The organism is Kitasatospora sp. NPDC059646, assembly GCF_042734615.1.
In the GTDB taxonomy this organism is placed as follows: domain Bacteria; phylum Actinomycetota; class Actinomycetes; order Streptomycetales; family Streptomycetaceae; genus Kitasatospora.
Genome location: NZ_JBHWDS010000025.1, coordinates 45,534 through 70,145, shown reverse-complemented (window position 1 = coordinate 70,145; position 24,612 = coordinate 45,534). Strand labels below are relative to the sequence as shown.

The 24,612-nt window shown below is 73.3% G+C and carries 17 protein-coding genes and 1 pseudogene; 6 read left to right on the top strand and 12 right to left on the bottom strand.

Annotated elements, in window-relative coordinates; genetic code table 11:
* The first annotated feature begins 21 nt into the window (after positions 1–21).
* On the top strand, positions 22–915 hold the full coding sequence (locus ACFV1L_RS19535; protein WP_380367403.1) for a hypothetical protein: 894 nt from the start codon (positions 22–24) through the stop codon (positions 913–915).
* Between the two features lie 211 nt (positions 916–1,126).
* Here ACFV1L_RS19535 and ACFV1L_RS19530 read toward each other — a convergent pair whose 3' ends face one another.
* The 3 genes from ACFV1L_RS19530 to ACFV1L_RS19520 form a co-directional block, all read right to left on the bottom strand.
* Positions 1,127–2,560 carry an MFS transporter gene (locus ACFV1L_RS19530; RefSeq protein WP_380367401.1) on the bottom strand — a complete coding sequence of 478 codons (1,434 nt, stop codon included), beginning with the start codon at positions 2,558–2,560 and terminating at the stop codon, positions 1,127–1,129.
* On the bottom strand, positions 2,557–3,015 hold the full coding sequence (locus tag ACFV1L_RS19525) for a MarR family winged helix-turn-helix transcriptional regulator (RefSeq protein ID WP_380367399.1): 459 nt from the start codon (positions 3,013–3,015) through the stop codon (positions 2,557–2,559). The genes ACFV1L_RS19530 and ACFV1L_RS19525 overlap by 4 nt, the downstream gene beginning before the upstream one ends.
* 64 nt (positions 3,016–3,079) lie before the next feature.
* The gene (locus ACFV1L_RS19520; protein ID WP_380367397.1) at positions 3,080–4,069 is read right to left on the bottom strand and encodes an alpha/beta hydrolase; all 990 of its coding nucleotides are present in this window, start codon (positions 4,067–4,069) and stop codon (positions 3,080–3,082) included.
* Positions 4,070–4,197: 128 nt separating this feature from the next.
* Here ACFV1L_RS19520 and ACFV1L_RS19515 point away from each other — a divergent pair, with 128 nt between their 5' ends.
* A complete protein-coding gene (locus ACFV1L_RS19515; protein WP_380367395.1) occupies positions 4,198–4,806 on the top strand; it encodes a helix-turn-helix domain-containing protein in 609 nt (202 codons plus the stop codon).
* 55 nt (positions 4,807–4,861) lie between these two features.
* On the opposite strand, the gene ACFV1L_RS19510 is transcribed toward ACFV1L_RS19515, so the two are convergent.
* The 8 genes from ACFV1L_RS19510 to ACFV1L_RS19475 form a co-directional block, all read right to left on the bottom strand.
* Positions 4,862–5,944 (bottom strand): aldose epimerase family protein, encoded by a 1,083-nt coding sequence (locus ACFV1L_RS19510; RefSeq protein ID WP_380367393.1) that lies wholly within the window; start codon positions 5,942–5,944, stop codon positions 4,862–4,864.
* Between the two features lie 122 nt (positions 5,945–6,066).
* Positions 6,067–7,572: an L-arabinose isomerase gene (gene araA / locus ACFV1L_RS19505; RefSeq protein WP_380367391.1), complete on the bottom strand. Its 1,506-nt coding sequence runs from the start codon at positions 7,570–7,572 to the stop codon at positions 6,067–6,069.
* Between the two features lie 13 nt (positions 7,573–7,585).
* Positions 7,586–8,257, bottom strand: coding sequence for an L-ribulose-5-phosphate 4-epimerase (locus ACFV1L_RS19500; protein WP_380367389.1), 672 nt, complete (start codon positions 8,255–8,257; stop codon positions 7,586–7,588).
* Positions 8,258–8,262: 5 nt separating this feature from the next.
* Positions 8,263–9,966: a ribulokinase gene (locus ACFV1L_RS19495; protein WP_380367461.1), complete on the bottom strand. Its 1,704-nt coding sequence runs from the start codon at positions 9,964–9,966 to the stop codon at positions 8,263–8,265.
* Positions 9,967–10,257: 291 nt separating this feature from the next.
* Complete coding sequence (gene yjfF / locus ACFV1L_RS19490; RefSeq protein ID WP_380367388.1) at positions 10,258–11,229, bottom strand: galactofuranose ABC transporter, permease protein YjfF; 972 nt, start codon at positions 11,227–11,229, stop codon at positions 10,258–10,260.
* On the bottom strand, positions 11,226–12,308 hold the full coding sequence (locus ACFV1L_RS19485) for an ABC transporter permease (RefSeq protein WP_380367386.1): 1,083 nt from the start codon (positions 12,306–12,308) through the stop codon (positions 11,226–11,228). Before ACFV1L_RS19485 ends, yjfF begins: the two co-directional genes overlap by 4 nt.
* Entirely contained in the window at positions 12,305–13,828 is a 1,524-nt protein-coding gene (locus ACFV1L_RS19480) for a sugar ABC transporter ATP-binding protein (protein ID WP_380367384.1), read from the bottom strand. The genes ACFV1L_RS19485 and ACFV1L_RS19480 overlap by 4 nt, the downstream gene beginning before the upstream one ends.
* Positions 13,829–13,931: 103 nt before the next feature.
* A complete protein-coding gene (locus tag ACFV1L_RS19475) occupies positions 13,932–14,912 on the bottom strand; it encodes an ABC transporter substrate-binding protein (RefSeq protein WP_380367382.1) in 981 nt (326 codons plus the stop codon).
* A gap of 708 nt (positions 14,913–15,620) precedes the next feature.
* Between ACFV1L_RS19475 and ACFV1L_RS19470 the strand changes: the two genes are divergently transcribed.
* Positions 15,621–16,652, top strand: coding sequence for a LacI family DNA-binding transcriptional regulator (locus ACFV1L_RS19470; RefSeq protein WP_380367381.1), 1,032 nt, complete (start codon positions 15,621–15,623; stop codon positions 16,650–16,652).
* A 418-nt stretch (positions 16,653–17,070) separates the two neighbouring features.
* Positions 17,071–19,551, top strand: coding sequence for a glycoside hydrolase family 9 protein (locus ACFV1L_RS19465; RefSeq protein WP_380367379.1), 2,481 nt, complete (start codon positions 17,071–17,073; stop codon positions 19,549–19,551).
* Between the two features lie 71 nt (positions 19,552–19,622).
* Here the strand turns inward: ACFV1L_RS19465 and ACFV1L_RS19460 are convergent, their stop codons facing one another.
* Entirely contained in the window at positions 19,623–20,969 is a 1,347-nt protein-coding gene (locus tag ACFV1L_RS19460; protein WP_380367377.1) for a PHB depolymerase family esterase, read from the bottom strand.
* Positions 20,970–21,503: 534 nt separating this feature from the next.
* On the opposite strand from ACFV1L_RS19460, the pseudogene ACFV1L_RS19455 reads away from it, so the two are divergent.
* A pseudogene (locus ACFV1L_RS19455) lies at positions 21,504–22,982 on the top strand (endo-1,4-beta-xylanase); the annotation flags it as partial.
* A 197-nt stretch (positions 22,983–23,179) separates the two neighbouring features.
* Positions 23,180–24,604: a non-reducing end alpha-L-arabinofuranosidase family hydrolase gene (locus ACFV1L_RS19450; RefSeq protein WP_380367376.1), complete on the top strand. Its 1,425-nt coding sequence runs from the start codon at positions 23,180–23,182 to the stop codon at positions 24,602–24,604.
* Positions 24,605–24,612: the final 8 nt, after the last annotated feature.

The following is a 24,612-nucleotide window of genomic DNA, read 5'->3' as shown; positions in this document are numbered from 1 at the left end:
CCCGAGGAGGGGTTCGCAGGCATGACGTGGCGGGGACCGGTCGAGGCCGACGCCGTGGAGACCGCGGTCGAGGAGTACTACGGGAAGCGGATCGGTTCGCTGCGGATGCTGCTCGCCGGGGTCCCCGCAGGACTGGCGCGCGAGCTGGAGCCGCAGCTCGGACGGCTGGAGTCGGAGCGACGAAGCCGACGGGCGGGGGCACGGCTGCCGGACGAGGTCGTGCTCGACCTCTACCTGGGCACCTTCGACCCGGAGCGCCCGGAGCGCCCGGAGGGCGACCTGCCGCCGTCGGACGACTCCGCGGCCGAGAACGAGCGGCGGGCCCGGCTGCTGCTGCGCCGGGAGCTGGAGGCCCTCGGGTACGGCCTCGCCCCGGACCCCCGCGCGCTTCCCGCCGCCGGCCGGGCGTCGCGCCGGCCGGCGGTGCCGAACCTCCCGACCGGCAGCCGGCTCTGCGTCGACCTGCACCGGGCCGAGCAGTACGTACTGGACCAGTACGGCCACGCCGTCCGTGCAGCGCTGACGGCGGCTCGGATCGAACCGATCGAGGAGGCGCAGCAGTACCTGTACTTCCCCTTCGCGTCACGCGTTCCGGCCCCGCGAGGGCACGACGACCACGGCGTGGAACTGCACTGGGCGGACGGAAGGAAGGGGTGGGTGCACGGCCCTCTCGACCTCTGGTCAGGAGCGAACTGGGAACGGCACGAGCCGCTGCCGGTACCGCCGTTCGCCCATCCCGAGGACATCGTCGCCGTGGTACGGCAACTGCTCGGCGGTGACCGCGACATCGCACCCCGCACCCGGGAGTGGGAGCACGCCGAGGCGCTGCCGATGCTCTGGGAGCAGTCGGAGGCACTGGAGCGGGCCTACCGGGAACGCGACACCCGTGCAACCGTGGCCGGGTGCGGCCCGTGACGGCGAGGACGCGAGCGCCGTCGGCGCGTGCGCCGCACCGTCCTGCTCGGAGCTGTCGACCTCGACCAGGACGGTGCGTCCGGCGATTCCGCGCCACGGGCCAGGGGGCGGCCTCCGGCCCGGACGGCCCGACGGGCCGGCTTGTCGTTGGCGGCCGGCTTCCCGGGTCGGAGGCGGTGCGGTAGGAGCTGACCGGTGGTGGCGGGGGGAGTCACGGGTTGGTCGCGGACGGGCGGCGGCGGGCGAGAGCGAGGCTGGTCAGCGTCGTGATCGCCATGGCGCCGAGGCCGACGAAGGCCGCGGTGGTGTAGGCGTGGTCGTCGGGGAAGGGGTGGCCGGGGCCGGTGCCCGCGGCGAGGATCAGGCCGCCGACGGCGCTGCCGAGGGAGTAGCCGACGCTGCGGACGACGTAGTTGAAGCTCATCGCGCTCGACGTCTCGCTCCTGGGGGTGACGGCCAGGATGACGCCGGGCATCGCGGCGGAGAAGCCGCCGACGCCGAAGCCCAGCACGCCCATCGCGGTGAACAGTTCGGCCAGGTCCGACCGGGCCGCCGCGAACAGGGCGAAGCCGCCGCCGACCACGACGGCGCTGCCGGCCAGCAGCAGGGGGCCGTCGATCCGGGTCCGGATCCGGGGCGCGAGCCTGCCGGCGACGAATCCCAGTACCGAGAACGGGACGAGCACCAGCCCGGCGACGAAGGTCGACAGGCCGAAGCCGTAGCCGGCGCCGTGCGGCGTCTGCGCGTACCGGGTGACGAGCGTGAGCAGCAGGTACATGCCGATCCCGCCGACGAACATGGCGAGGTTCGCCCCGGCGACCGCCGGGTGCCGTACCGCCCGCACGTCGACCAGGGGCGCGGCGCTGCGGAGTTCGACGACGACCCAGGCGCAGAGCAGCGCCGCCGCGACGGCGGCGAGGGCCGCCGCCACGGCGAGGTGCCGGCTCCACAGGTTCCGTTCGCCGGCGAGGAGCAGCACCAGGAGCAGCGCTCCGGCGAGGAGGACCGCACCGGTCACGTCCACCCGGGCGGAGCGGCCCCGGGGGGCTTCGGGCACGGAGCGCCACGCGGTCAGGAGGGCGGCGGCGGTGACGGCCAGGCCGAGGCCGTAGGTGGCCCGTACGCCGCCGAGTTCGGCGAGCAGGGCGGCCAGCGGGTAGCCGACGCCCGCCCCGATGATCGAGACCACCGAGATCAGGGCGATCACGGCGGTGCCGCGCTCCTCGGGGAGGTGGTCCCGGGCGACGCCCATCAGCAGTGCCGTCAGCCCGAGTCCGACGCCCTGGGCCGCCCGGCCGGCCAGCAGGTACGCGAACGGCAGCGGCAGCACGGTGAGGGCGCTGCCGGCGACGACGACCGCCAGCGTGACGAGGATCGTGGTCCGGCGGTGCGGGCCGGCTCCGAGCCGGCCGAGGACGGGCGTGGCGACGGCGCCGCTGAGCAGGGCGACGGTCAGCGTCCACTGCGCGCTGCCGAGCGGGACGTGGAAGGAGGTGGCGACGCTGGTGATGAGCGGCGTGCCGAGGCTGCCGACGGCCGCCACGACGAGGGCGACGAACACCAGGGCGGGGACCAGCGGCCGGGCCTCGGCACGCGCCGCCGGGGCCGCCGTCGCGGCGAGCCCGTCGACCGGCCGGCCGGTCATCGCCTCGTCCCTTCGCGGTCCTCGGTGTCGAGTTCCGCCAGGTGCTCCAGCGCCGGAAGGGCCGCCATCAGCGCGTCGACCTCGTCGCCGGTGAGCCCGTCGATCAGCCGCTCGAACGCGGCGACGCCCGCCCGGTGCCGGGTCCGGACGTAGGAGGCGCCGGCCTCGGTGAGGCGGACCAGGGTGACCCGGCGGTCGGAGGCGTCGCCCTGCCGCTCGACCAGGCCGGACTCCTCCATCACCCGGACCAGGGCGGTCATCGCGGGCTGGGTGACGCCCTGGACGGCGGCCAGATCGGTGATGCGGCGCGGTCCGGTCCGGGCCAGGGTGGCGAGGGTGGCGGCGGACGTCAGGCTCATGTCCCGGGGCAGGCGCCTCGTGGCCCTGGTGGCCAGGGCGTAGAGGGCTGCCCCGATGGCGGCGGAGGCGCCGGAATCGGTGTCGTGACGGCTCATGGGCAGAAGCATAGCTTCTTTATATTCATGTCTTATGGAAACCCCGGGGTTCCCTCCTGGTCGGTCAGCCCCGAAGCGAGTCGAGCCAGGAGATCAGCAGGCGGTTGACGTCCTCGGGGCGTTCCTGCTGGATCCAGTGCCCGCAGCCCTCCAGGATGTGGCTGGCGGACAGGTTGGGGAGGGTGGCCGGGTAGGCGTCGATCGCGTCGGCCAGCCAGGTGGTGGAGGCGTCGAGGGCGCCGCCGATGAACAGGGACGGCTGCTCGATCGGGGCGCCGCGGTGGCGGGCGAGGTCCTCCCAGTCGCGGTCCACGTTGCGGTAGCGGTTCAGGGCGCCGGTCATGCCGGCGCGTTCGAACTCGGCGGCGTACACGTCGAGGTCGTCCTCGGTGAGCCAGCCGGGCAGCGCGCCGGTCGGGAAGCGGTCGCGCAGCCGGCCGCCGGGGCGGGTCACGAAGTGCGGGTCGGGTTCGCCGGGGGCGGGCATGGTGTCGGCGGACATGGCCGCGTAGAAGCCCGCCAGCCAGCCCCGGACGTCGGGCTCGATCTCCGCCTCGGCGCGGCCGGGCTCCTGGAAGTAGGAGACGTAGAACTCCTGGTCGCCGCCCAGCTGCGCGAAGGCGTCGGTGGGGCGGGGGCCGCCGGGCGGCGTGTAGGGGACGCTCAGCAGGGCGACGGCGCGGAAGACCTCGGGGTGGAGCAGGGCGGAGGCCGCCGCGATGCCGGAGCCCCAGTCGTGCCCGACGACCACCGCCCGTTCCTCGCCCAGGGCGCGGACCAGGGCGAGGTTGTCCTCCACCAGGTCGAGCATCCGGTAGGCGTCCGTCGCGGCGGGCTTCGCGGAGCGGCCGTAGCCGCGCACGTCGAGGGCCGCGGCCCGGTACCCGGCCGCTGCGAGGGCCGGGAGCTGGCGGCGCCAGGAGTACCAGGACTCGGGGAAGCCGTGGACGAGCAGGACCAGCGGCCCGGTGCCCTGCTCGACCAGGTGCAGGCGCCCGGCGGGGCCTTCGACGGTGCGGTGGACGGGTTCGGCGGACGGCGCGGACTGGTGCACGGTGATTTCTCCTCGGTCCACAGGTGGCGTTGTGCACCGATCTTGCGGCGCGGCGCCCGCCCGGCGCGAGAACCGTTGCCGTCGTGGCAAACTGCCAGGACAGGGCGCGGAGAGCGACGGGAGCGACGATGGCGGACAGCGGCACGGCCGACCCGCTGGCGGCGATGGGGCCCCGGCTGCGGGCCGCGCGCGAGCGGCACGGCGCCACGCTCACCGGCGTCTGCCGCGCGACCGGCATCGCGCCGAGCACGCTGTCGCGGATCGAGACCGGCCGGCGCAGGCCGACCCTGGAGGTGCTGGTCCGCCTCGCGAAGGCGTACGGCGTCTCCCTGGACGAGTTGGCCGGTACCGCGCCCGCCGAGGCCGCCGTGCCGCGCCCCGCGGCGCCGCAGCGCCCCGACGGCGACAAGGCCGTGCTGCCGCTGACCCGGTACGTCGGGGGCCTGCACGCGCACAAGCACGTCCTGCCCGCCGTGGACGCGCCGCCGGCCCGGCCGCGGCAGGTCTCCCACGACGGGTACGAGTGGCTGTGCGTCCTGTACGGGCGGCTGTGGCTGGCGCTCGGCGAGCAGGACCTCGTGCTGCGCGCCGGGGACGTGGCCGAGTTCGACACCCGCACCGTCCACGGGGTCGCCAATGCGGGCCCCGGCGGACCGGTCGAGTACCTGATCATGTTCGGGCCGCAGGGCGAGCGCCTGCGCCCGCGCACCCCGTCACCGGACCGGCCGCCCCGTTAGCCCGGAGCGCGTGGCCCGCGACAGGCACCCGTGACTCCGTGTCCCGGGCGGACCGTCAGCGGCACACGGTGAACCGGTAGACCGTGGTGGAGCGGTACTCCTCCCCCGGGCGCAGGACGGTGCAGGGGTACTCGGGGCGGTTCGGGGAGTCGGGGAAGTGCTGGGTCTCCAGGGCGATGCCCGCGTGCGCGCGGTAGGGGCGGCCGGAGCGGCCGGTCACGGCGCCGTCGAAGTAGTTGCCGGTGTAGACCTGCAGCCCGGGTTCGGTGGTCCGGCATTCGAGGCGTCGGCCGCCGGCCGGGTCGATGAGGACGGCGGCGGTCCGCAGGCCGGTACCGTCCAGGACCCAGTTGTGGTCGAAGCCGCCGCCGGCCAGCCGGAGCTGCGGGTGACGGTCCGTCAGCCGGTCGGCGACCGTCCGGGTTCGGCGGAGGTCGAAGGGGGTGCCGGCGACGGGTTCGACCGGGCCGTGCGGGATCAGGTCCTCGTCGACGGGGAGGTAGCCGGCGGCCTCGACCCGCAGCAGGTGGTCGAGGACGGTGCCGCTGCCCTCGCCCGCGAGGTTGAAGTAGGCGTGGTTGGTGAGGTTGACGACGGTGGGCGCGTCGGTGACGGCCCGGTAGTCGACGGTCAACTCGCCGGCGGCGTCGAGCAGGTAGGTGACCTCGGCGTCGAGCGCGCCGGGGAAGCCCTGGTCGCCGTCCGGGCTGTGCAGGCGCAGCCGGACGCCGACCCGCCGGTCCTGCCGGACGGGCGTGCCCTCCCACAGGCGGGTGGCGTAGCCGTCGGGTCCGCCGTGCAGGGTGTGGCCGGTGTCCTGGGTGGCGAGGCGGTGCACGGCGCCGTCCAGCGGCAGGGCGCCGCGGGCGATTCGGTTGGCGTAGCGGCCGACGGTGGCGCCGAAGTAGGCGGCGTCGCCGAGCAGGTCCGTGACCCGGTCCGTGCCGAGCACGACGTTGGCGCGGTGGCCGTCGCGGTCGGGGGCGTGCAGGGCCGCCAGTCGGGCGCCGAGACTGAGCACCTCCGCGGTGACGCCGCCCGGGGCACCGAAGGTCCAGCGGGTGATCCACCGGCCGTCGGGGAGGGACGCGACCTCGGCCTGGGTGACCCTCAGGCGGGCGGGTGCTTCGGGCGGCACGGGCGGGCTCCGTTCGGCGGCGGGCAGCGGGGGGCGGGCGGGCAGGTGCGGAAGCGGGGTGACGACGCCCGCGGGCGGACGGGCGTCGTCGGTCCTCGGTGACGGTCCGTCGGGAACCGCGGTCAGAGGCCCTGGGCGAGGCGGTGGTACGCCTGGTTCCAGCGCAGTTCGCGGGTGAACCGGCGGATGGTGGTGTCCTGGTCGATCAGGACGAGTTCGACCTTGAGCATCTCGGCGAGGTCGTCGAGGTGGTCGCTGTCGAGGGCGCCGGTCAGCACGGTGTGGTGGGGTCCGCCGGCGGTCAGCCAGGCTTCGGTGGAGGTCCGCAGGTCGGGGCGGGGGCGCCAGACGGCGCGGGCGACGGGGAGGTGGGGCAGCGGTTCGGTGGGCGGGACGACGTCGATCTCGTTGGCGACCAGGCGGAACCGGTCGCCGAGGTCGGCCATGCCGACGACGACGGCGGGCCCGGGTGCGGCGTCGAAGACCAGGCGGACGGGGTCCTCGCGGCCGCCGATGGACAGCGGGTGGATCTCGCAGGACGGGGTGGCGGCGGCGATGCTCGGGCAGACCTCCAGCATGTGCGCGCCGAGGATCAACTCCCGTCCCGGCTCCAGGTGGTAGGTGTAGTCCTCCATGAAGGAGGTGCCGCCGGGCAGGCCGGTGGCGGCGGTCTTGAGGGTGCGCAGCAGGACGGCGGTCTTCCAGTCGCCCTCGCCGCCGAAGCCGTAGCCGTCGGCCATCAGGCGCTGGACGGCGAGGCCGGGGAGTTGGCGCAGCGCGCCGAGGTCCTCGAAGTTGGTGGTGAAGGCGCCGAAGCCGCCGTCGGTGAGGAAGGCGCGCAGGCCGAGTTCGATCCGGGCGGCGTAGCGCAGCGACTCGTGGCGCTCGCCGCCGGCGCGCAGTTCGGGGGCGAGGCGGTAGGTGTCCCCGTACTCCTCGACCAGGGTGGTGACCGCCGCGTCGGCGGCGGCGTCGACGGCCGCGACCAGGTCGTTGACGCCGTAGGTGTTGACGGAGACGCCGAGGCGGAGCTGCGCCTCGACCTTGTCGCCCTCGGTGACGGCGACGTCGCGCATGTTGTCGCCGAAGCGGGCGAGCCGCAGGGTGGCGAGTTCGGCGCGGGCGGCGGCGGCGCGGGCCCAGGTGCCGATGCGGCGGGCGACGGCGGGGTCGCCGACGTGGCCGGCGACGGTCTTGCGGGTGACGCCGAGGCGGGACTGCAGGTAGCCGAACTCGCGGTCGCCGTGGGCGGCCTGGTTCAGGTTCATGAAGTCCATGTCGATGGTGGACCAGGGCAGGTCGCGGTTGGCCTGGGTGTGCAGGTGCAGCAGCGGCTTGCGCAGGGCGTCGAGGCCGGCGATCCACATCTTGGCCGGGGAGAAGGTGTGCATCCAGGCGATCAGGCCGACGCAGCCGTCGTCGGCGTTCGCCTCCAGGCAGATCCGGCGGATCGCGTCGGCGGAGGTGAGGACGGGCTTCCAGACCGGCCGCACCGGCAGGCCCGCGCGGGACAGCCGGTCGACGACCTGCCGGGACTGGTCGGCGACCTGCTGGAGCGTCTCGGGTCCGTAGAGGCCCTGGCTTCCGGTGAGGAACCAGATCTCGCGCCCGGTGAATACCTCGGTCACGGGTGTTACTCCTTCACTGGGCAGCGCGCTGCTGGCCGTAGACGTTCTGGTAGCGGTGGTTCAGGCTGTCGATGTCGGCCTGCGCGATCGGCAGGGGTTCGCCCAGCTGGCGGGCGACGTGCACGGTGCGGGCGACGTCCTCGCACATGACGGCGGCCTTGACGGCGGCCCGGGCGTCCCGGCCGATGGTGAACACGCCGTGGCTCTTCATCAGCACGGCGGGCGAGCGGTGACCGGCGAGGGTCTCGACGATGCCGCGGCCGATCGAGTCGTCGCCGATCAGGGCGAACGGGCCGACGGGGATCTCGGCGCCGAACTCGTCGGCCATCGCGGTCAGCACGCAGGGCACCGGCTCGCCGCGGGCGGCCCAGGCGCTGGCGTAGGTGGAGTGGGTGTGCACCACGCCGCCGACGTCCGCGCGGTGGCGGTAGACGTAGGCGTGCGCGGCGGTGTCGGAGGACGGCGCGAAGTCGCCCTCGACGACGCGGCCGTCCAGGTCGCAGAGGATCATGTTCTGCGGGGTCAGCTCGTCGTAGTCGACGCCGCTGGGCTTGATGACCAGCAGGTCCTCGCCGGGGACGCGGGCGGAGACGTTGCCCGCGGTCCACACGACCAGGCCGTAGCGGACCAGCTCCCGGTGCAGGTCGCAGACCTGACGGCGGATCAGGTCGACGGTGTCGCTCATCGGTGTCAGTCCTCGCTGTCGTGGGTGAGGGCGGCGTTGCGCAGGCGGCGCAGGCGGTGCAGCTGCTTGTCGGCCCCGGTGCCGAAGTGCTCGTGCAGCAGCCGGTACTCGGCGTACAGGGCGTCGTAGGCGTCGGCCCGGGCCGGGTCGGGGAGGTGGGCGTGGCGTTCGACCCGGCCCATCGCGGCGGCGGCGGCCCGGACGTCGGGGTGGGCGCCGGCGGCGACGGCCGCGTGGATCGCCGAGCCGAGGGCGGGGCCCTGCTCGGAGACGGCGAGCGAGACGGGGCGGCGCAGCACGTCGGCGTAGATCTGCATCAGCAGGGCGTTCTTCTTCAGGCCGCCGGTGACGACGAACTCGGTGACGGGGACGCCGCCGGCCTCCAGGGCCTCGACGATGGTGCGGGTGCCGAAGGCGGTGGCTTCCAGCAGGGCGCGGTACACGTCCTCGGGGCGGGTGGCCAGGGTGAGTCCGGCGATGACGCCGGACAGGTGGTGGTCGACCAGGGTCGAGCGGTTGCCGTTCATCCAGTCGAGGGCGACCAGGCCGTGCGCGCCCACCCGCTGGGCGGCGGCCTTGCGGGTGAGCAGTTGGTGGGCGTCCTCGCCGCGCGCCCCGGCCTCGGCGAGGTAGTCGGCGGGCAGGCCCTGGCGCAGCCACCAGGCGAAGACGTCGCCCACCGCGGACTGCCCGGCCTCGTAGCCGAAGGCGCCCGCCACGATGCCGCCGTCGACGACGCCGCAGATGCCCGGGATGTCGGCCGGTGCCGGGCCGTTGACGACGTGGCAGGTGGAGGTGCCCATGATGGCGAGCAGCCGGCCGTTGTCGACGGCCTGCGCGGCGGGTGCGGCGACGTGCGCGTCGACGTTGCCCGCCGCGACGGCGATGCCCTCGGGCAGGCCCGTCCAGCGCGCGGCCTCGGCGGTCAGCGAGCCGACCCGGGAGCCGAGCGGGGCCAGGCCGTCGGGGTGTTCCAGGCGGGTGCGGGCGAAGTCCGCGAACTCCGGGTGCAGGGCGGCGAGGTAGTCCTCGTCCGGGTAGCCGCCGTCCTGGTGGATGCCCTTGTATCCGGCGGTGCAGGCGTTGCGGGACTCGGCGCCGGTCAGCTGCCAGACGATCCAGTCGGCGGCCTCGATCCAGCGCTCGCAGGCGGCGTAGGTCTGCGGGTCCTCCTCCAGCACCTGCAGGGCCTTGGCGTACTGCCACTCGGCGGAGATCTTCCCGCCGTAGCGGCCGATCCACTTCTCGCCGCGGGCGTGCGCGAGCGCGTTGATCCGGTCGGCCTGCCCCTGCGCGGCGTGGTGCTTCCACAGCTTGGGCCAGGCGTGCGGACGCCCGGCCCACTGCGGGAGTTCGGCGAGCGGGGTGCCGTCGGCGAGGGTGGGCAGCACCGTGCAGGCGGTGAAGTCGGTGGCGATGCCGATCACCCGGTGCGGGTCGACGCCGGCGGCGGCGAGCGCGGCGGGAACGGCGGTGCGCAGCACCTCGCGCCAGTCCTCGGGGTGCTGCAGCGCCCAGTCCGGGGGCAGGCGGCGGCCGGTGCCGGGCAGGCGGTCCTCGATCACGGCGTGCGGGTAGGCGTGCACGGCGGTGCCGAGCTCCTCGCCGTCGGCGGTGCGGACCACGACCGCGCGCCCCGACAGGGTGCCGAAGTCCACGCCGACGACGTAGCTCTCCGGCTCGCTCGCCTGGTCGTGGTGGGAAGTCACGCTCACTGTCTCTTCCTTGACGTCGGGTGGGCCGTGGACGGTGGGGTGTCGGCGGCCGCCGGCGGTTCCGCGCCGTTGCGGGCCGGCGGCCGACCGGTGCTCCCGGTCCGCTGCCGTCGGCGGGAGCGGACCGGGAACCGCGCGGGCCGTCCGACGAAGCGGGGTGCCGGACGGCCCGGCGGGGCCGGGGGAATCGGGCCGGGAAATCGGGCCGGGGAATTGATAGCGCTCACATTCCGGTGGGTGCGGCGGCCCGGTGACGCAGGCGCCGGACCGCCGCGCGGGGGCCGGTCAGCGCCGGCGGGCGGTGATCAGTCGCTGCAGGACGATGAAGACGAACAGCAGCGCGCCGATGACGATCCGGGTCCACCAGGAGCTCAGGGTGCCCTGGAAGCTGATCACGGTCTGGATCAGGCCGAGCACCAGCACGCCCAGCAGGGTGCCGAGCAGGTAGCCGGAGCCGCCGGTCAGCAGGGTGCCGCCGATGACGACCGCGGCGATCGCGTCGAGTTCCAGCCCCACCGCGTGCAGGCCGTAGCCGGACAGCATGTAGAAGGTGAGCAGGACGCCGCCGAGGGCGGAGCAGAAGCCGCTGATCGCGTAGACGGTGGTCTTGGTGCGCTGCACCGGCAGGCCCATCAGCAGCGCGGACTGCTCGCTGCCGCCGAGCGCGTACACGTTGCGGCCGAGCCGGGTGTAGTGGAGGACCACGAACCCGACGGCGACCACCAGCACCGCGATCAGCGCGCTCGGCGAGACGAACAGGTCGCCCAGCGGGATGCGGGTCTGCGCCATCGCGGTGTACTGCGGGTCGGTGATGGAGATCGACTCGACGCTGATCGTGTAACAGAGGCCGCGGGCCAGGAACATGCCGGCCAGGGTGACGATGAACGGCTGGATCTCGAAGACGTGGATCACCCAGCCCATCACCCAGCCGCCCGCGGTGCCCATCAGCAGGACCAGCGGGATCACCAGCAGCGGCGGCCAGCCGTGCCGCTCGACCAGCCAGGCGGAGACCATGGTGGACAGGGCGACCACGGCGCCGACCGACAGGTCGATGCCGCCGGTCAGGATCACGAAGGTCATGCCGACCGCGACGACCAGCAGGAAGGCGTTGTCGATCAGCAGGTTGAGCACGACCTGGCCGGAGAAGAAGCCGTCGTACTGCACCGAGCCGACGCTGAACATCGACACCAGCAGGACGGCGGTGACCAGCAGCGGGATCTGCCCGCGCAGGCGGGTCAGCAGGGCGTTGGCGTTCATGCGCCGACCTCCCGGTTGGTGGGGGCGGCGGCCTGCGGCCGCGCGGTGCGCCGGGCCCGGCCGCCGCGGGCGGCGAGCTTGGCGCGGAAGGCGGGCGACTGGATCAGGCAGACCGCGATCACCACGAACGCCTTGAACACCAGGGTGGTCTCCGGCGGGATGCCGATGGTGTAGACGGTGGTGGACAGGGTCTGGATGATGAGCGCGCCCAGGACGGTGCCGCCGATCGAGAACCGTCCCCCGTTCAGCGAGGTCCCGCCGAGCACCACGGCGAGGATGGCGTCGAGTTCGATCCACAGTCCGGCGTTGTTGCCGTCGGCGGCCGAGACGTTGGAGGACACCATCAGGCCGGCCAGCGCCGCGCACAGCGCGCTGAACACGTAGACCAGGGCCACCAGCCGCGCGGCCCGGATGCCGACCAGGCGGCTGGCCACCGGGTTGCCGCCGACGGACTCCAGCAGCAGGCCGAGCGCGGTCGAACGGGTCAGCAGGACGGTGGCCAGCACCACCAGCGCGCCGAGCAGCACCGCGAACGGCACGGTCAGCCAGTAGCCGCCGCCGATCAGCTTGTACGGCTCGCTGGTGACGGTGATGATCTGGCCGTCGGTGATCAGCTGGGCGACGCCGCGCCCGGCGACCATCAGGATCAGGGTGGCGATGATCGGCTGGACGCCGACCTTGGCCACCAGCAGGCCGTTCGCCGCTCCGAGCAGCACGGCGGTGCCGAGCGCGAGGGCGACGGCGGTCAGCACGGTTCCGGGACTGCCCGGGTCCGCGGACTCGCTGATGTGCAGGCAGGCCAGCGCCCCGGCGATGGCGACGGTGGAACCCACCGAGAGGTCGATGCCGCCGGTGGCGATCACCAGGGTCATGCCCAGGGAGACCAGGATCAGCGGGGCGCCGAAGTGCAGGATGTCGATCAGGGAGCCGTACAGGTGGCCGCCCTGGAGGTGCACCGAGAAGAAGTCGGGGGTGAAGGCGAGGTTGGCGGCCAGCAGCACGGCCAGCACCACGGCCGGCCAGAACAGCCGGTAGCGGACCACCGCCTTCACCGGCCCCACCGACGTTGCCGTACTCATGCGTCCGCTCCGCTCGCGATGGTCGCCATGACGCGCTCCGGGGTGAGCTCGCCGTCGTTGTCCAGCAGCGCGACCATCCGGTGGTCGCGCAGCACGCCGACCCGGTGGCTGAGCCGCAGCACCTCCTCCAGTTCGGCGGAGATGAACAGCACCGCCATGCCGTCGTCGGCGAGGTTCGCCACCAGCTTCTGGATCTCGGCCTTCGCCCCGATGTCGATGCCGCGGGTGGGCTCGTCGAGGATCAGCAGCTTGGGGTCGGTGATCAGCCAGCGCGCCAGCAGCACCTTCTGCTGGTTGCCGCCGCTGAGGTTGCGCACCAGCGCTTCGGGGTTGCCGGGCCGGATGTCCAGGGCGCGGATCCACTTCAGCGCGTACGCGTCCTGCGCGGTGCGCGGGAGCGGACGGAGCCAGCCGCGGGCGGCCTGCAGTGCCAGGACGATGTTCTCCCGGACGGTCAGCTCGCCGACCAGGCCTTCGGTCTTGCGGTTCTCCGAGCAGAACGCGATGCCGCGGGCGATCGCGTCGCGCGGCCCGCGCAGCTCGGTCCTGGTTCCGTCGATCCGCAGCACGCCGCCGTCGCTCTGGTCGGCGCCGAACAGCAGCCGGGCCGCTTCGGTCCGTCCGGAGCCCAACAGCCCGGCCAGTCCGATCACTTCGCCCGGGCGGACGGTCAGGTCGTACGGTTCGACGGCACCCCGCCGGGTCAGCCCGTCGGCCTCCAGGAACGCCTCTCCGTCGGCCGGCGCGGTGCGCTCGCGGCGCTTGCCGCCGCCGAGCTGTTCCAGCCCGGCCAGTTCGGCGCCGATCATCCGGGAGACCAGCTGGACCTGGTCCAGGTCGCCGACCGGGTACTCGCCCTCCAGGCGGCCGTTGCGCAGCACGGTCAGCCGGTCGCAGATCTCGTAGATCTGGTCGAGGAAGTGCGAGACGAACAGGATCGCCACCCCCTGGTCGCGCAACCGCCGCATGACGGCGAAGAGTTGGCGGACCTCGTCGCGGTCCAGGCTGGAGGTGGGCTCGTCCAGGATCAGCACCTTGGCGGAGACGTCGACCGCGCGGACGATCGCCACCAGCTGCTGGACGGCGATGGAGCAGCTGTTCAGCGGGGCGCCGACGTCGATGTCCAGGTCGAGTTCGCGGACCAGTTCGGCGGCCCGGCGCCGCATCGCCGCCCAGTCGATCAGGCCGAACCGGCGGGGTTCGCGCCCGATGAAGATGTTCTCCGCGACCGAGAGGTTCGGGCAGAGGTTCACCTCCTGGTAGACGGTGCTGATGCCGGCCTGCTGGGCCTGGAGCGGCCCGGCGATCCGGACCGGCTCGCCGGCCAGCAGCACCTCGCCGCCGTCCGACGGGTGGACGCCGGTGAGCACCTTGATCAGCGTGGACTTGCCCGCGCCGTTCTCCCCCATCAGCGCGTGCACCTCACCGGGGAAGAGCCGGAAATCGACCCCGTCCAGCGCCACCACCCCGGGGAACTCCTTGCGGATCCCCCGCACTTCCAGGACCGGTTGCTGCCGCACCCCGGTTCTCCTCTCGTCTCTCCCCGGCCGCCGCGCGCGCACGGCTCGGCGGCCGGACCGGGCGGGGCCGCGCCGAAGGAGCGGCCCCGCCCGGCGGGGCGGGTCAGTACTGGCGGTTCGGCAGGGCCGCGGTGGCCTGCTCCGGGGTGAAGGTGCCCTCCTCGGTCTTGATCCGGCGCGGCACGCTCTCGCCGGCCTTGACCTTCTTCACCAGCTCCATCAGCTGGTCGCCGAGGAGGGGGTTGCACTCCACGTCATAGTTGATCTTGCCCTGGGACATCGCGGTGAAGGCGTCCTTGACCCCGTCCACCGAGACGATCTTGATGTCGGCCCCGGGCTTCTTCCCGGCCTCCTCGATCGCCTGGATCGCGCCGAGCGCCATGTCGTCGTTGTGCGCGTACAGCACGTCGATCTTCGGCTGGGACTTCAGGAAGGCCTGCATGACCTCCTTGCCCTTGGCCCGGGTGAAGTCACCGGTCTGCGAGGCCACCACCTTGAACTTCGGCTCGGCCTTGATCGCGTCCGCGAAACCCGACTTGCGGTCGTTGGCCGGGGCGGAGCCCGTGGTGCCCTCCAGCTGGACGATGTTCACGTCACCGGCCTTGCCCTGGTACTCCTTCAGCAGCCAGTCGCCGGCCTTCTTGCCCTCCTCGACGAAGTCCGAGCCGAGGAAGGACACGTACAGCGACTCGTCCTTCGAGTCGACCGCGCGGTCGGTCAGGATCACCGGGATGTGCGCGTCCTTGGCCTCCTTCAGGACGGTGTCCCAGCCCGACTCGACCACCGGCGAGAAGGCGATCACGTCGACCTTCTGCTGGATGAACGAGCGGATCGCCTTGATCTGGTTCTCCTGCTTCTGCTGCGCGTCGGAGAACTTCAGCTCGACGCCGGCCTTCTTCGCCGACTCCTGGATCGACTTGGTGTTGGCCGTCCGCCAGCCGCTCTCCGCACCGACCTGCGAGAAGCCCACCACGAGCTTGTGACCGGGCCCCTTGCCGGCGGAGCCGCCGCCGCCGGAACCACATGCGGTCAGGACAGCGACCATCGCACCGGCGACCAGGGCCGCCGCAGCTCTCTTGGACATGTGAGGACTTCCTCTCGGGGGATCGTCGATCGCACGGACGGCGGGACCGGCCGGCGTTCACGGGACGGGGCGGGACGACCGGGTCTGGGCGCGGTCGGGGAAGGCCCACCATCTCGTCCGTGTGAACTCGGTGTGGCGGCGCCGTTTCGCTCGAGTGAGATTGTTAGCGTTCACAATCTGCCGCGACAAGCCCCCTGCGACCCGTTATCCAATCGTGACCGGCCCTGCGCTCCGGCCCCTCCGGCGACCGGCCGCCACGCCCGTCGCCGGCTATGAAGGAGCCCGCGCAGCCTGCTTGACGCCCCGTCACCACCGTGCTTTCCTCCGTGTCACAGCCGGATGCGGGACCGGTGTCGACGCCCACGGGCCCCCTCGGACGCGGCGCTCCACCCGCCCGGCACTCCCCCGCGCCCCGGGTGTCCGCCGCGCACCTCCTCGCGGTCGCCCACCTGCGGTGCTCCGGCGCCGGCGGTCGATCCGGTCGGGAGATGCGTCCTGGTAGCCCACCCCCAGCGGGCACACCCCAGTTGACCAGGCAGAACAGCATCGCCGACGGATCCCCGCCCGCCGCGAGACTCGATTGTGAGCGTGAACAATAATCGGCGGTACCCTGAACACCGGCGCGAGGCCGACTCCGGCCCCCTTCGCCCCGCCCGAGGCGGGCAGGGCAGCCCGGTGGTCGGCCGCAGTCACTGAGGGAGAGTCGAGTTGGGGACCGAAACGGCCGACCCGGAGTCGCGCCAGCCGGTGATGGCGGACGTCGCGAAGCTGGCAGGAGTGTCGCACCAGACGGTGTCGCGGGTCCTCAACGGCGCCCCGCACGTCCGGCCGGGCACCCGGGACCGGGTGCTCGCCGCCATCCGGGAGCTCGACTACCGGCCGAACTCGGCCGCCCGGGCACTGGTCACCCGCCGCTCACAGACCCTGGGCGTGGTCAGCTTCGAGTCCACGCTGTACGGGCCCGCCTCCATGCTGGACGGCATCGAGCGGGCGGCCCGCAGCGCCGGGTACTTCGTCAGCGTCGCCGGCCTGCGCTCGCTGGACAGCCGCTCCGTCCAGGAGACCGTCGACCGGCTGCGCGACCAGGGCGTCGAAGGAGTCGTGGTGATCGCCCCGCAGACCTCCGCGGTCAGCGCCGTCGCCAAGCTCTCCAGCTCGATCCCGGTGGTCGCGGTCGGCTCCGGCACCCGCTCCAGCATCCCGACGGTCTCCGTCGACAACCGCTCCGGAGCGGTCGCCGCCGTCCAGCAGCTCCTCGACCTCGGCCACCGCACCGTCCACCACCTGGCCGGCCCGGCGGGCTGGCTGGAGAGCCAGGACCGCCGAGAGGGCTGGCACCGCACCCTGGAGGCGGCCGGCGCACCCGCACCCGCCGTGGAGACCGGCGACTGGAGCGCCCGGTCCGGCTACGAGGCGGGACAGCGGATCGCCGCACTCGCCGACGTCACCGCCGTGTTCTGCGCCAACGACCACATGGCCCTCGGCCTGCTGCGCGCCCTGCACGAGGCCGGCCGCTCGGTACCGGAGGACATCAGCGTGGTCGGCTTCGACGACATCCCCGAAGCCGCCTACTTCATCCCCCCGCTCACCACCGTCCGCCAGGACTTCGGCGAACTCGGCCGCCGCGCCCTGGAACTGCTGGTCGCCGAACTCGGCGGCACGACACGACCCACCGCCCGGGTACGGATCACCCCGGAAATGGTGCTGCGCCACAGCACCGGCCCGGCCCACCGCCCCTGACCGCCGACCGGCCCCCGCCGGGCCCACCGAGCCGCGCCACCCGCCGACGACACCTCGACTCCGCAGGAGGCCCGGCCGGCGGACAGCCCGACACCGGCCCCACCGCACGAGCGATCCGCCCGGACCCGCCCCCGGCGCACCGGCAGCCCGTCCACGGAAGCCAACTCCCCTCGGTCCACCACCTCTTGACGCACCGCCGACTCCTCAACCCCACAGAAGCCCCGGCCGACGGACGGTCCGACACCAACCCCACCACACCCGCACCCACACACCCGGGCAGCCCATCCACGATCGCCAACTCCCCTCGATCCACCACCTCTTGACGCACCGCCGGTCCTGCTGGCTTCATTGGGGCGTGTGGGAGCGCTCCCACATCATGAGCTCAGCCCCTCTCCCCCACCCAGGAAGGCTCCCACTCATGCCTCCCGTTCCTTCCGGCCGCGGGCTGCCCCGACGCGCGGCCGCCCTGCTCACCGGCCTCGCCCTGGTCGCCGTCGGCCCGACCGCCGCCGTGCTCGCCCCGGCCACCGCGTCGGCCGCCACCGCCGCTGCGGCCGCGGACTTCCCGGTCCGGGTGAACCAGCTCGGCTACCTGCCGGACGGCCCCAAGCGGGCCACCGTGGTCAGCTCCGCGACCGCCCCGCTCGCCTGGCAGTTGCGCGATGCCTCCGGCGCGCAGGTCGCGGCCGGCACCACCGCCGTGCACGGCGCCGACCAGGCGTCCGGGCAGTCCACCCACCTGGTGGACTTCGGCGCGTACACCGGCACGGGCACCGGCTTCACGCTGGTCGTCGGCGGCTCTGCCAGCCATCCGTTCGACATCTCGGCGTCGCTGTACGACGGGCTGCGCGCCGACAGCCTGAACTTCTTCTACCAGCAGCGCAGCGGCATCGCGATCGACGCTGCGCTCGCCGGCGGCAGCGCCTACGCCCGCCCCGCGGGTCACCTGGGGGTGGCGCCGAACAAGGGTGACACCAGCGTGCCGTGCCAGGCCGGGGTGTGCGACTACCGGCTGGACGTGCGCGGAGGCTGGTACGACGCCGGCGACCAGGGCAAGTACGTGGTCAATGGCGGCATCGCGACCTGGGAGCTGGTCAACTCCTTCGAGCGGGCCCGCCGTTCGGGCGGGGACGCGGCTCTCGGCGACGCCACGCTGCGGGTGCCCGAGCGGGGCAACGGCGTGCCCGACGTGCTGGACGAGGCCCGCTGGGAGCTGGACTTCCTGCTGCGGATGCAGGTCCCGGACGGCAGGCCGATGGCCGGAATGGCCTTCCACAAGATCCACGACGCGCAGTGGACCGGCCTGCCGACCCGGCCCGAACTCGACGACCAGCAGCGGGAACTGCACAGTCCGTCGACGGCCGCGACGCTCAACCTGGCCGCCACCGCGGCCCAGTGCGCCCGGGTGTACGCGCCCTACGACGCCGCCTTCGCCGCCCGCTGCCTGGACGCGGCCCGCCGCGCCTGGACGGCCGCCAAGGCCAATCCGAACGTCCTCGCCCCGGCGACCGACAGCACCGGCGGCGGCGCGTACGAGGACGCCGACGTGTCCGACGAGTTCTACTGGGCGGCGGCCGAACTCCTCGCCACCACCGGCGAGTCGCAGTACCGGGACGCCGTCGTCTCCTCCCCGCTGCACGGCAAACCGGTGGACGCGTTCTGGTGGGGCGGCACCGCGACGCTCGGCCGGATCACCCTGGCCACCGTGCCCGGCGTGGCCCTGCCCGCGGACGACGTGACCCGGCTGCGCGGCCTGCTGACCTCGGCCGCCGACGGCTACCTCGCCACCATGGGCGGCCAGGGCTACGCGGTGCCGATCACCGCCGACGCCTACGTGTGGGGCTCGAACAGCTCGGTCGCCAACAACGCGATGGTGCTGGCGGTCGCCTACGAGCTGTCCGGCGCCGCCCGGTACCGGACCGGCGCCCTGGAGGCGATGGACTACCTGCTCGGCCGCAACGCCCTGGACCGCTCGTACGTGAGCGGCTACGGCGAGCGGGCCTCGGAGAACGAGCACCACCGGTTCTGGGCGCACCAGAACGACGCCTCGCTGCCGCACCCGCCGGCCGGCTCCTTCGCGGGCGGCCCGGACGCGGGGCTGGAGGATCCGGTCGCCAAGGCCCAACTGGCGGGCTGCGCACCGGCCGCCTGCTACGTCGACGACATCGGCTCGTACTCGACCAACGAGGTGGCGATCAACTGGAACGCCTCGCTGGCCTGGCTGGCCGCGTTCGCCGCCGAGCGGCGCCCGACGCCGACGGCGCCCGCGGTGCAGGTGACGCCGACGGCGGTGACCGTCCCCGAGGGCGGCTCCGCGAGCGTGGCGGTGAAGCTCTCGGCCGCCCCCGCGCAGAACGTCACGGTGACGGTCGTCCGCTCCTCGGGCGACACCGACCTGTCGGCGGCCACCGCGCCGCTGGTCTTCACCCCGGCGAACTGGGCCACCCCGCAGCAGCTTTCGCTGTCGGCGGCGCAGGACGCGGACGCGCTCGCCGGCGTCGCGGTGTTCACGGCGGCCGGGCCGGGCGTCCAGGCCGCGACCTTCACCGCGACCGAGGCGGACGACGACACGGCTCCGCCCACCGCCTCCTGCTCGGTGGCGTACAAGGTGGACAGCGCCTGGGGCAACGGGTTCACGGCCACGGTGACCGTGAAGAACACCGGGGCTGCCACCGTCTCCGGGTGGACGCTCGGCTGGGTCTTCGGCGGGGACCAGCGGATCTCCGGCGCCTGGAACGCCACCGTGTCGCAGGCCGGCAGCGCCGTGACCGCGCGGGACGCCGGGTGGAACGCCACTCTGGCACCCGGCGCGAGCGCGAGCTTCGGCTTCCAGGCGACGTACTCGGGCGCCAATCCGGCCCCGTCCCGGTTCACCCTGAACGGCGCCGACTGCTCCTGAGCACCGTCCGGCGGCCGGCCCGCCGGGGCACCCGCGGAACGGGCGTCCCGGCGGGCCGGTGCGGGGCGGCGTCAGCCCAGCTTCCACTGCTGGTTGCCGGCGCCGCTGCAGCTCCACAGCTGCACGGGTGTGCCGTCCGCGGTGCCGAGCCCGGCCACGTCCAGGCAGAGCCCGGACTGGACGCCGGTGATCGTGCCGTTCGCGTTCAGCTGCCACTGCTGGTTGGGCTGGCCGTTGCAGGACCAGGTGATCACCCTGGTGCCGTTGGCGGTGCCCTTGGCCTCGGCATCCAGGCAGAGCGTGCTGCCGCCGACGGTCACGGTCAGCTGGTTCGACGCGGTGCGGGTCCAGGTCTGGCCGGCGGCCCCGGTGCAGGAGGCGATCTGCTGCTGGGTGCCCGCCGTCGTGCTCGGGTCTGTCAGGCACTTGCCCGCGCCGACGGCGCGCAGCGCGCCGCTCGCGCCGCCGCCGGAGGGGGCGGCGTCCAGTCCCATGAAGTGGATCGCGCCGGCGGCCATCTCCGTTCCCTGCACCGGGAGTTGGTGCCCGGCCCCGGCGATGCTGTACGCCTCGACCTGGGCGGCGCCGGAGCCGTTGCCGTAGCGGGTCCTGGTCCAGCCGGCGGCCGGGGTGTCGGTGGCCGACGGTGTCTGGCTCACGCCGAGGACGTCGGTCCACTGCTTGATCTCTTCGCCGAGGTTGTTGTGGTTCAGGATGGTGTCGGCCGTCCCGTGCCAGAGCTGCACGCGCGGCCGCGGACCGGTGTAGCCGGGGTAGGCGTTCCGCACCAGGCCGCCCCACTGCTGCGGGGTCATCGACACCTGCCCCTGCGCGCAGGGGGCGTTCCAGCCGCGCACCGAGCCGGTGTAGAAGCAGTGCTGGGGCACGCCCATGAACGCCGCCCCCGCCTTGAACACGTCGGGGTGGTCGGCGAGCAGCACGTTGGTCATCATGGCGCCGGAGGACTCGCCGGTGACGTACACGGCGGCGGGGTTGCCGCGGTAGTGCTGCTCCGTGTAGCTGATCATCGACATCAGCCCGACCGGATCACTGCCGCCGCCCCGGGTCAGCGCCTGGTCGGAGGAGACGTCCCAGCAGCTGCCGTTCGGGTTCGTCGACGGGTAGACGACGAGGAACCCGTACCGGTCGGCCAGCGCGCCGAAGTCGGTGCTCGCGTACAGGTAGGGGCCGTTGCCCTGGCACCCGTGCAGGGCGAGCAGGATCGGGGGGTCGGGCTTGACCGAGGCCGGCACGTACAGGTGCATCAGCAGGCCGGTCGGGTTGGCGCCGAAGTTCGTGATCTGGATCAGCGAGGCGGCGGCGGCCCGCGGGGCCGTCTGGAGGTTCACGCCCACCGCCAGGGCGAGCACGGCGAGGACGCCGATCAGCCTGGAGGTGAACGAACGGGATCGGGACATGGGACCTCTCCGTCGGGATTGCCTGGAGCGTGCGAAGGTTCCGGCGCCACCACGGATGAAGCGCCAAGATACTGGGCCCGGTCCGCCGTCCGCGTCAACTTCCGTTCCCCGGCGGTCCGGTGGGGGCGGCGTGAATCGCCCGGCCAGCTGCGGAATCGCCCGGCGGTGCGCGGTGAAAGTTGCAGCCGGGGCCGTGGCCGGGTGCGGCGTCCGCCCCGGGTCGGCGGGCCCGGGGCGGCGTCGGGCGCCGCGGGCGGGCCGCTGCGCGGAGTATTGACAAGACGCAGCGCCTCGGACAGATTTCACCGGGCAACCTTCACGGCCCCGGCCGACAGAAGATTGTTAGCGCTAACAGGCATGATCGAGGGTCCGGCGCCCACCCCTACTCCCTCGACCGCCTGGCACCCCGCCCCCGCACGCCCCGCCCGGCACGGAACGGCCCGGCGGGACCGTGCGCCCGCACCGCCGCCGGCCGGAGGCCCCGGGCCTCCCCGGCGCGCAGTCGCTCCCCCCACCCGAGGAGAACGATCCGTCATGCCCTGGCTCAACGGAAAGACCCGTCTCCGCACCCTCCTGACCCCGGCCGCCTGCACGGTACTCGGCCTGGTCGCCGTCCTCGCCGCGGGCCCCGCCGCCCAGGCCGCCGGAGCGACCACGCTCGGCACGGCAGCGGCCGGCAGCGGCCGCTACTTCGGCACCGCGGTGGCCGCGGGCCGGCTCGGCGACTCGACGTACGCCACCGTTCTCGACCGGGAATTCAACATGATCACCCCGGAGAACGAGATGAAGTGGGACACCGTCGAGCCGTCCCGCGGCAGCTTCAACTTCGGCCCCGCCGACCAGATCGTCAACCACGCCACCGCGCACGGCCAGCGGATGCGCGGCCACACCCTGGTCTGGCACTCCCAACTGCCGGGCTGGGTCTCGTCCATCGGCGACGCCACCACCCTGCGCAGTGTGATGAACAATCACATCACCCAGGAGATGACCCACTACAAGGGCAAGGTCTACGCCTGGGACGTGGTCAACGAGGCGTTCGCCGACGGCGGCAGCGGCCAGCACCGCAGCTCGGTGTTCCAGAACGTGCTGGGCAACGGCTTCATCGAGGAGGCGTTCCGCACCGCGCGCGGCGTCGACCCCGCCGCCAAGCTCTGCTACAACGACTACAACATCGAGAACTGGACGGACGCCAAGACCCAGGGCGTCTACTCCATGGTCAAGGACTTCAAGTCCCGCGGCGTGCCCATCGACTGCGTCGGCTTCCAGAGCCACTTCGGCTCCGGCGGCGCGCCGGCCTCCTTCCGGACCACCCTGTCGAACTTCGCCGCGCTCGGCGTGGACGTCCAGCTCACCGAGCTCGACATCGCCCAGGCCTCCCCCACCGCCTACGCGGGCGCCGTCCAGGCCTGCCTCGACGTCGCCCGCTGCACCGGCATCACGGTCTGGGGCATCCGCGACAGCGACTCCTGGCGGACCGGCGAGAACGCGCTGCTGTTCGACGACTCCGGCAACAAGAAGGCGGCCTACGGCTCGGTGCTCACCGCCCTGAACAACGCGGGCGGCGGCAGCACGCCGCCGTCCGGCGGCATCGTCTCCGGCACCGTCTACACGCTCACCGACGTGGCGGCCGGCCGCGTCCTCGACGAGCCCGCGGGGCAGAACGCCAACGGCACCCAGCTCCAGGTGTGGGACGCCAACGGCACCGCCGCCAACCAGCAGTGGCGCGCCACCGAGAACGGCGACGGCTCGTACACGCTGACCAACCTCGCCAGCGGCCGGGTGCTCGACGAGCCGGGCGGCCAGACCGCCAACGGGACCAGGATGCAGGTCTGGGACGGCAACGGCGGCGCCAACCAGCACTGGCGGGCCGCCCGCAACGGCGACGGTTCGTACACGCTGACCAACGCCGCCAGCGGGCGGGCGCTGGAGATCCCCGGCGGCCAGACCGGCAACGGCTCCCCCGTCCAGATCTGGGACTCCAACGGCGGCGCCAACCAGCACTGGAACTTCAAGTAGGCCGATCCGCGCCCGAGTTCGCCGCACGAACCGGGCGCGGCTCCGCACCGGCCCCGCGCCGCCCCCGGCGCGAGGCCGCTCCCGGCCCCCGAGCCGACTCCCGGGCCGGCCCCGCTCCGGCGGCACGCGCAGCAGCGAGCCGAGCGCTCCCCGCCCGTGCCGCGGCTCCCCCTTCCCCACCCCGAGGAGGTCCCATGCACCGCTCACGCTCCCCCCGCAGGCGGTTGTCCGTGATGCTCACCGCCGCGGTCTCGACCGTCGCGGCCCTGGGCGCGATGCTCGTCGCCGGCCCGGCCCAGGCGGCCACCACCGGCGCCCTGAAGAGCGTCGCCTCCGGCCGCTGCCTGGACGTGGCGGGCGCCGACCAGAACGACGGCGCCCTGCTGCAGATCTACGACTGCTGGAACGGCGCCAACCAGCAGTGGACGCTGACGTCGAGCAACCAGCTGACCGTCTACGGCAACAAGTGCCTGGACGTCCCGAACCACGCCACCACGCCCGGCACCCGGGTGCAGACCTACACCTGCAGCGGCGGCGCGAACCAGCAGTGGCGGCTCAACGCGGACGGCTCGATCACCGGGGTCGAGTCCGGTCTGTGCCTGGACGTCACCGGGGGCGCGACCGCCAACGGCACGGCCGTGGAGCTGTGGACCTGCAACGGCCGCACCAACCAGCAGTGGACCGGCCTGACCGCGACCACCCCGCCGTCCGGCACCTGCGCCCTCCCGTCGACCTACCGCTGGTCGTCCACGGGCGCGCTGGCGCAGCCCGCCAACGGCTGGGCCTCGGTGAAGGACTTCACCAACGTGGTCTACAACGGCAAGCACCTGGTGTACGCGTCGAACGTGAACGGCTCCTCGTACGGCTCGATGGCGTTCGCGCCGTTCACCAACTGGTCGGACATGGCCTCGGCCGCGCAGACCGGGATGAGCCAGTCCGCGGTGGCGCCGACGCTGTTCTACTTCGCGCCGAAGAACATCTGGGTCCTCGCCTACCAGTGGGGCGCCTGGCCGTTCATCTACCGCACCTCCAGCGACCCGACCAACCCCAACGGCTGGTCCGCGCCGCAGCCGCTGTTCACCGGCAGCATCCCCAACTCCGGCACCGGTCCGATCGACCAGACGCTGATCGCCGACGGCCAGAACATGTACCTGTTCTTCGCCGGCGACAACGGCAGCATCTACCGGGCGAGCATGCCGATCGGCAACTTCCCGGGCAGCTTCGGGTCCTCGTACACCACCGTGATGACCGACACCGCGGCCAACCTGTTCGAGGCGCCGCAGGTCTACAAGGTGAAGGACCAGAACCAGTACCTCATGATCGTCGAGGCGCAGGGTTCGAACGGCCGCTACTTCCGCTCGTTCACGGCCACCAGCCTGAGCGGTTCGTGGACCCCGCAGGGCTCCGGCGAGTCTAACCCGTTCGCCGGCAAGGCCAACAGCGGCGCCACCTGGACCAATGACATCAGCCACGGCGACCTGGTCCGCAACAACCCGGACCAGACCATGACCATCGACCCCTGCAACCTGCAGTTCCTGTACCAGGGCAAGTCCCCGACCGCGGGCGGCCCGTACGACCAACTGCCGTGGCGGCCGGGCGTCCTGACGCTCCAGCGCTGACCGCAGCA

Coding starts and splice junctions, on each gene's coding strand:
- ACFV1L_RS19535 (WP_380367403.1), top strand. CDS start 22: ATGACGTGGCGGGGACCGGTCGAGGCCGACGCCGTGGAGACCGCGGTC.
- ACFV1L_RS19530 (WP_380367401.1), bottom strand. CDS start 2,560: ATGACCGGCCGGCCGGTCGACGGGCTCGCCGCGACGGCGGCCCCGGCG.
- ACFV1L_RS19525 (WP_380367399.1), bottom strand. CDS start 3,015: ATGAGCCGTCACGACACCGATTCCGGCGCCTCCGCCGCCATCGGGGCA.
- ACFV1L_RS19515 (WP_380367395.1), top strand. CDS start 4,198: ATGGCGGACAGCGGCACGGCCGACCCGCTGGCGGCGATGGGGCCCCGG.
- ACFV1L_RS19500 (WP_380367389.1), bottom strand. CDS start 8,257: ATGAGCGACACCGTCGACCTGATCCGCCGTCAGGTCTGCGACCTGCAC.
- yjfF (WP_380367388.1), bottom strand. CDS start 11,229: ATGAACGCCAACGCCCTGCTGACCCGCCTGCGCGGGCAGATCCCGCTG.
- ACFV1L_RS19485 (WP_380367386.1), bottom strand. CDS start 12,308: ATGAGTACGGCAACGTCGGTGGGGCCGGTGAAGGCGGTGGTCCGCTAC.
- ACFV1L_RS19475 (WP_380367382.1), bottom strand. CDS start 14,912: ATGTCCAAGAGAGCTGCGGCGGCCCTGGTCGCCGGTGCGATGGTCGCT.
- ACFV1L_RS19465 (WP_380367379.1), top strand. CDS start 17,071: ATGCCTCCCGTTCCTTCCGGCCGCGGGCTGCCCCGACGCGCGGCCGCC.
- ACFV1L_RS19460 (WP_380367377.1), bottom strand. CDS start 20,969: ATGTCCCGATCCCGTTCGTTCACCTCCAGGCTGATCGGCGTCCTCGCC.
- ACFV1L_RS19450 (WP_380367376.1), top strand. CDS start 23,180: ATGCACCGCTCACGCTCCCCCCGCAGGCGGTTGTCCGTGATGCTCACC.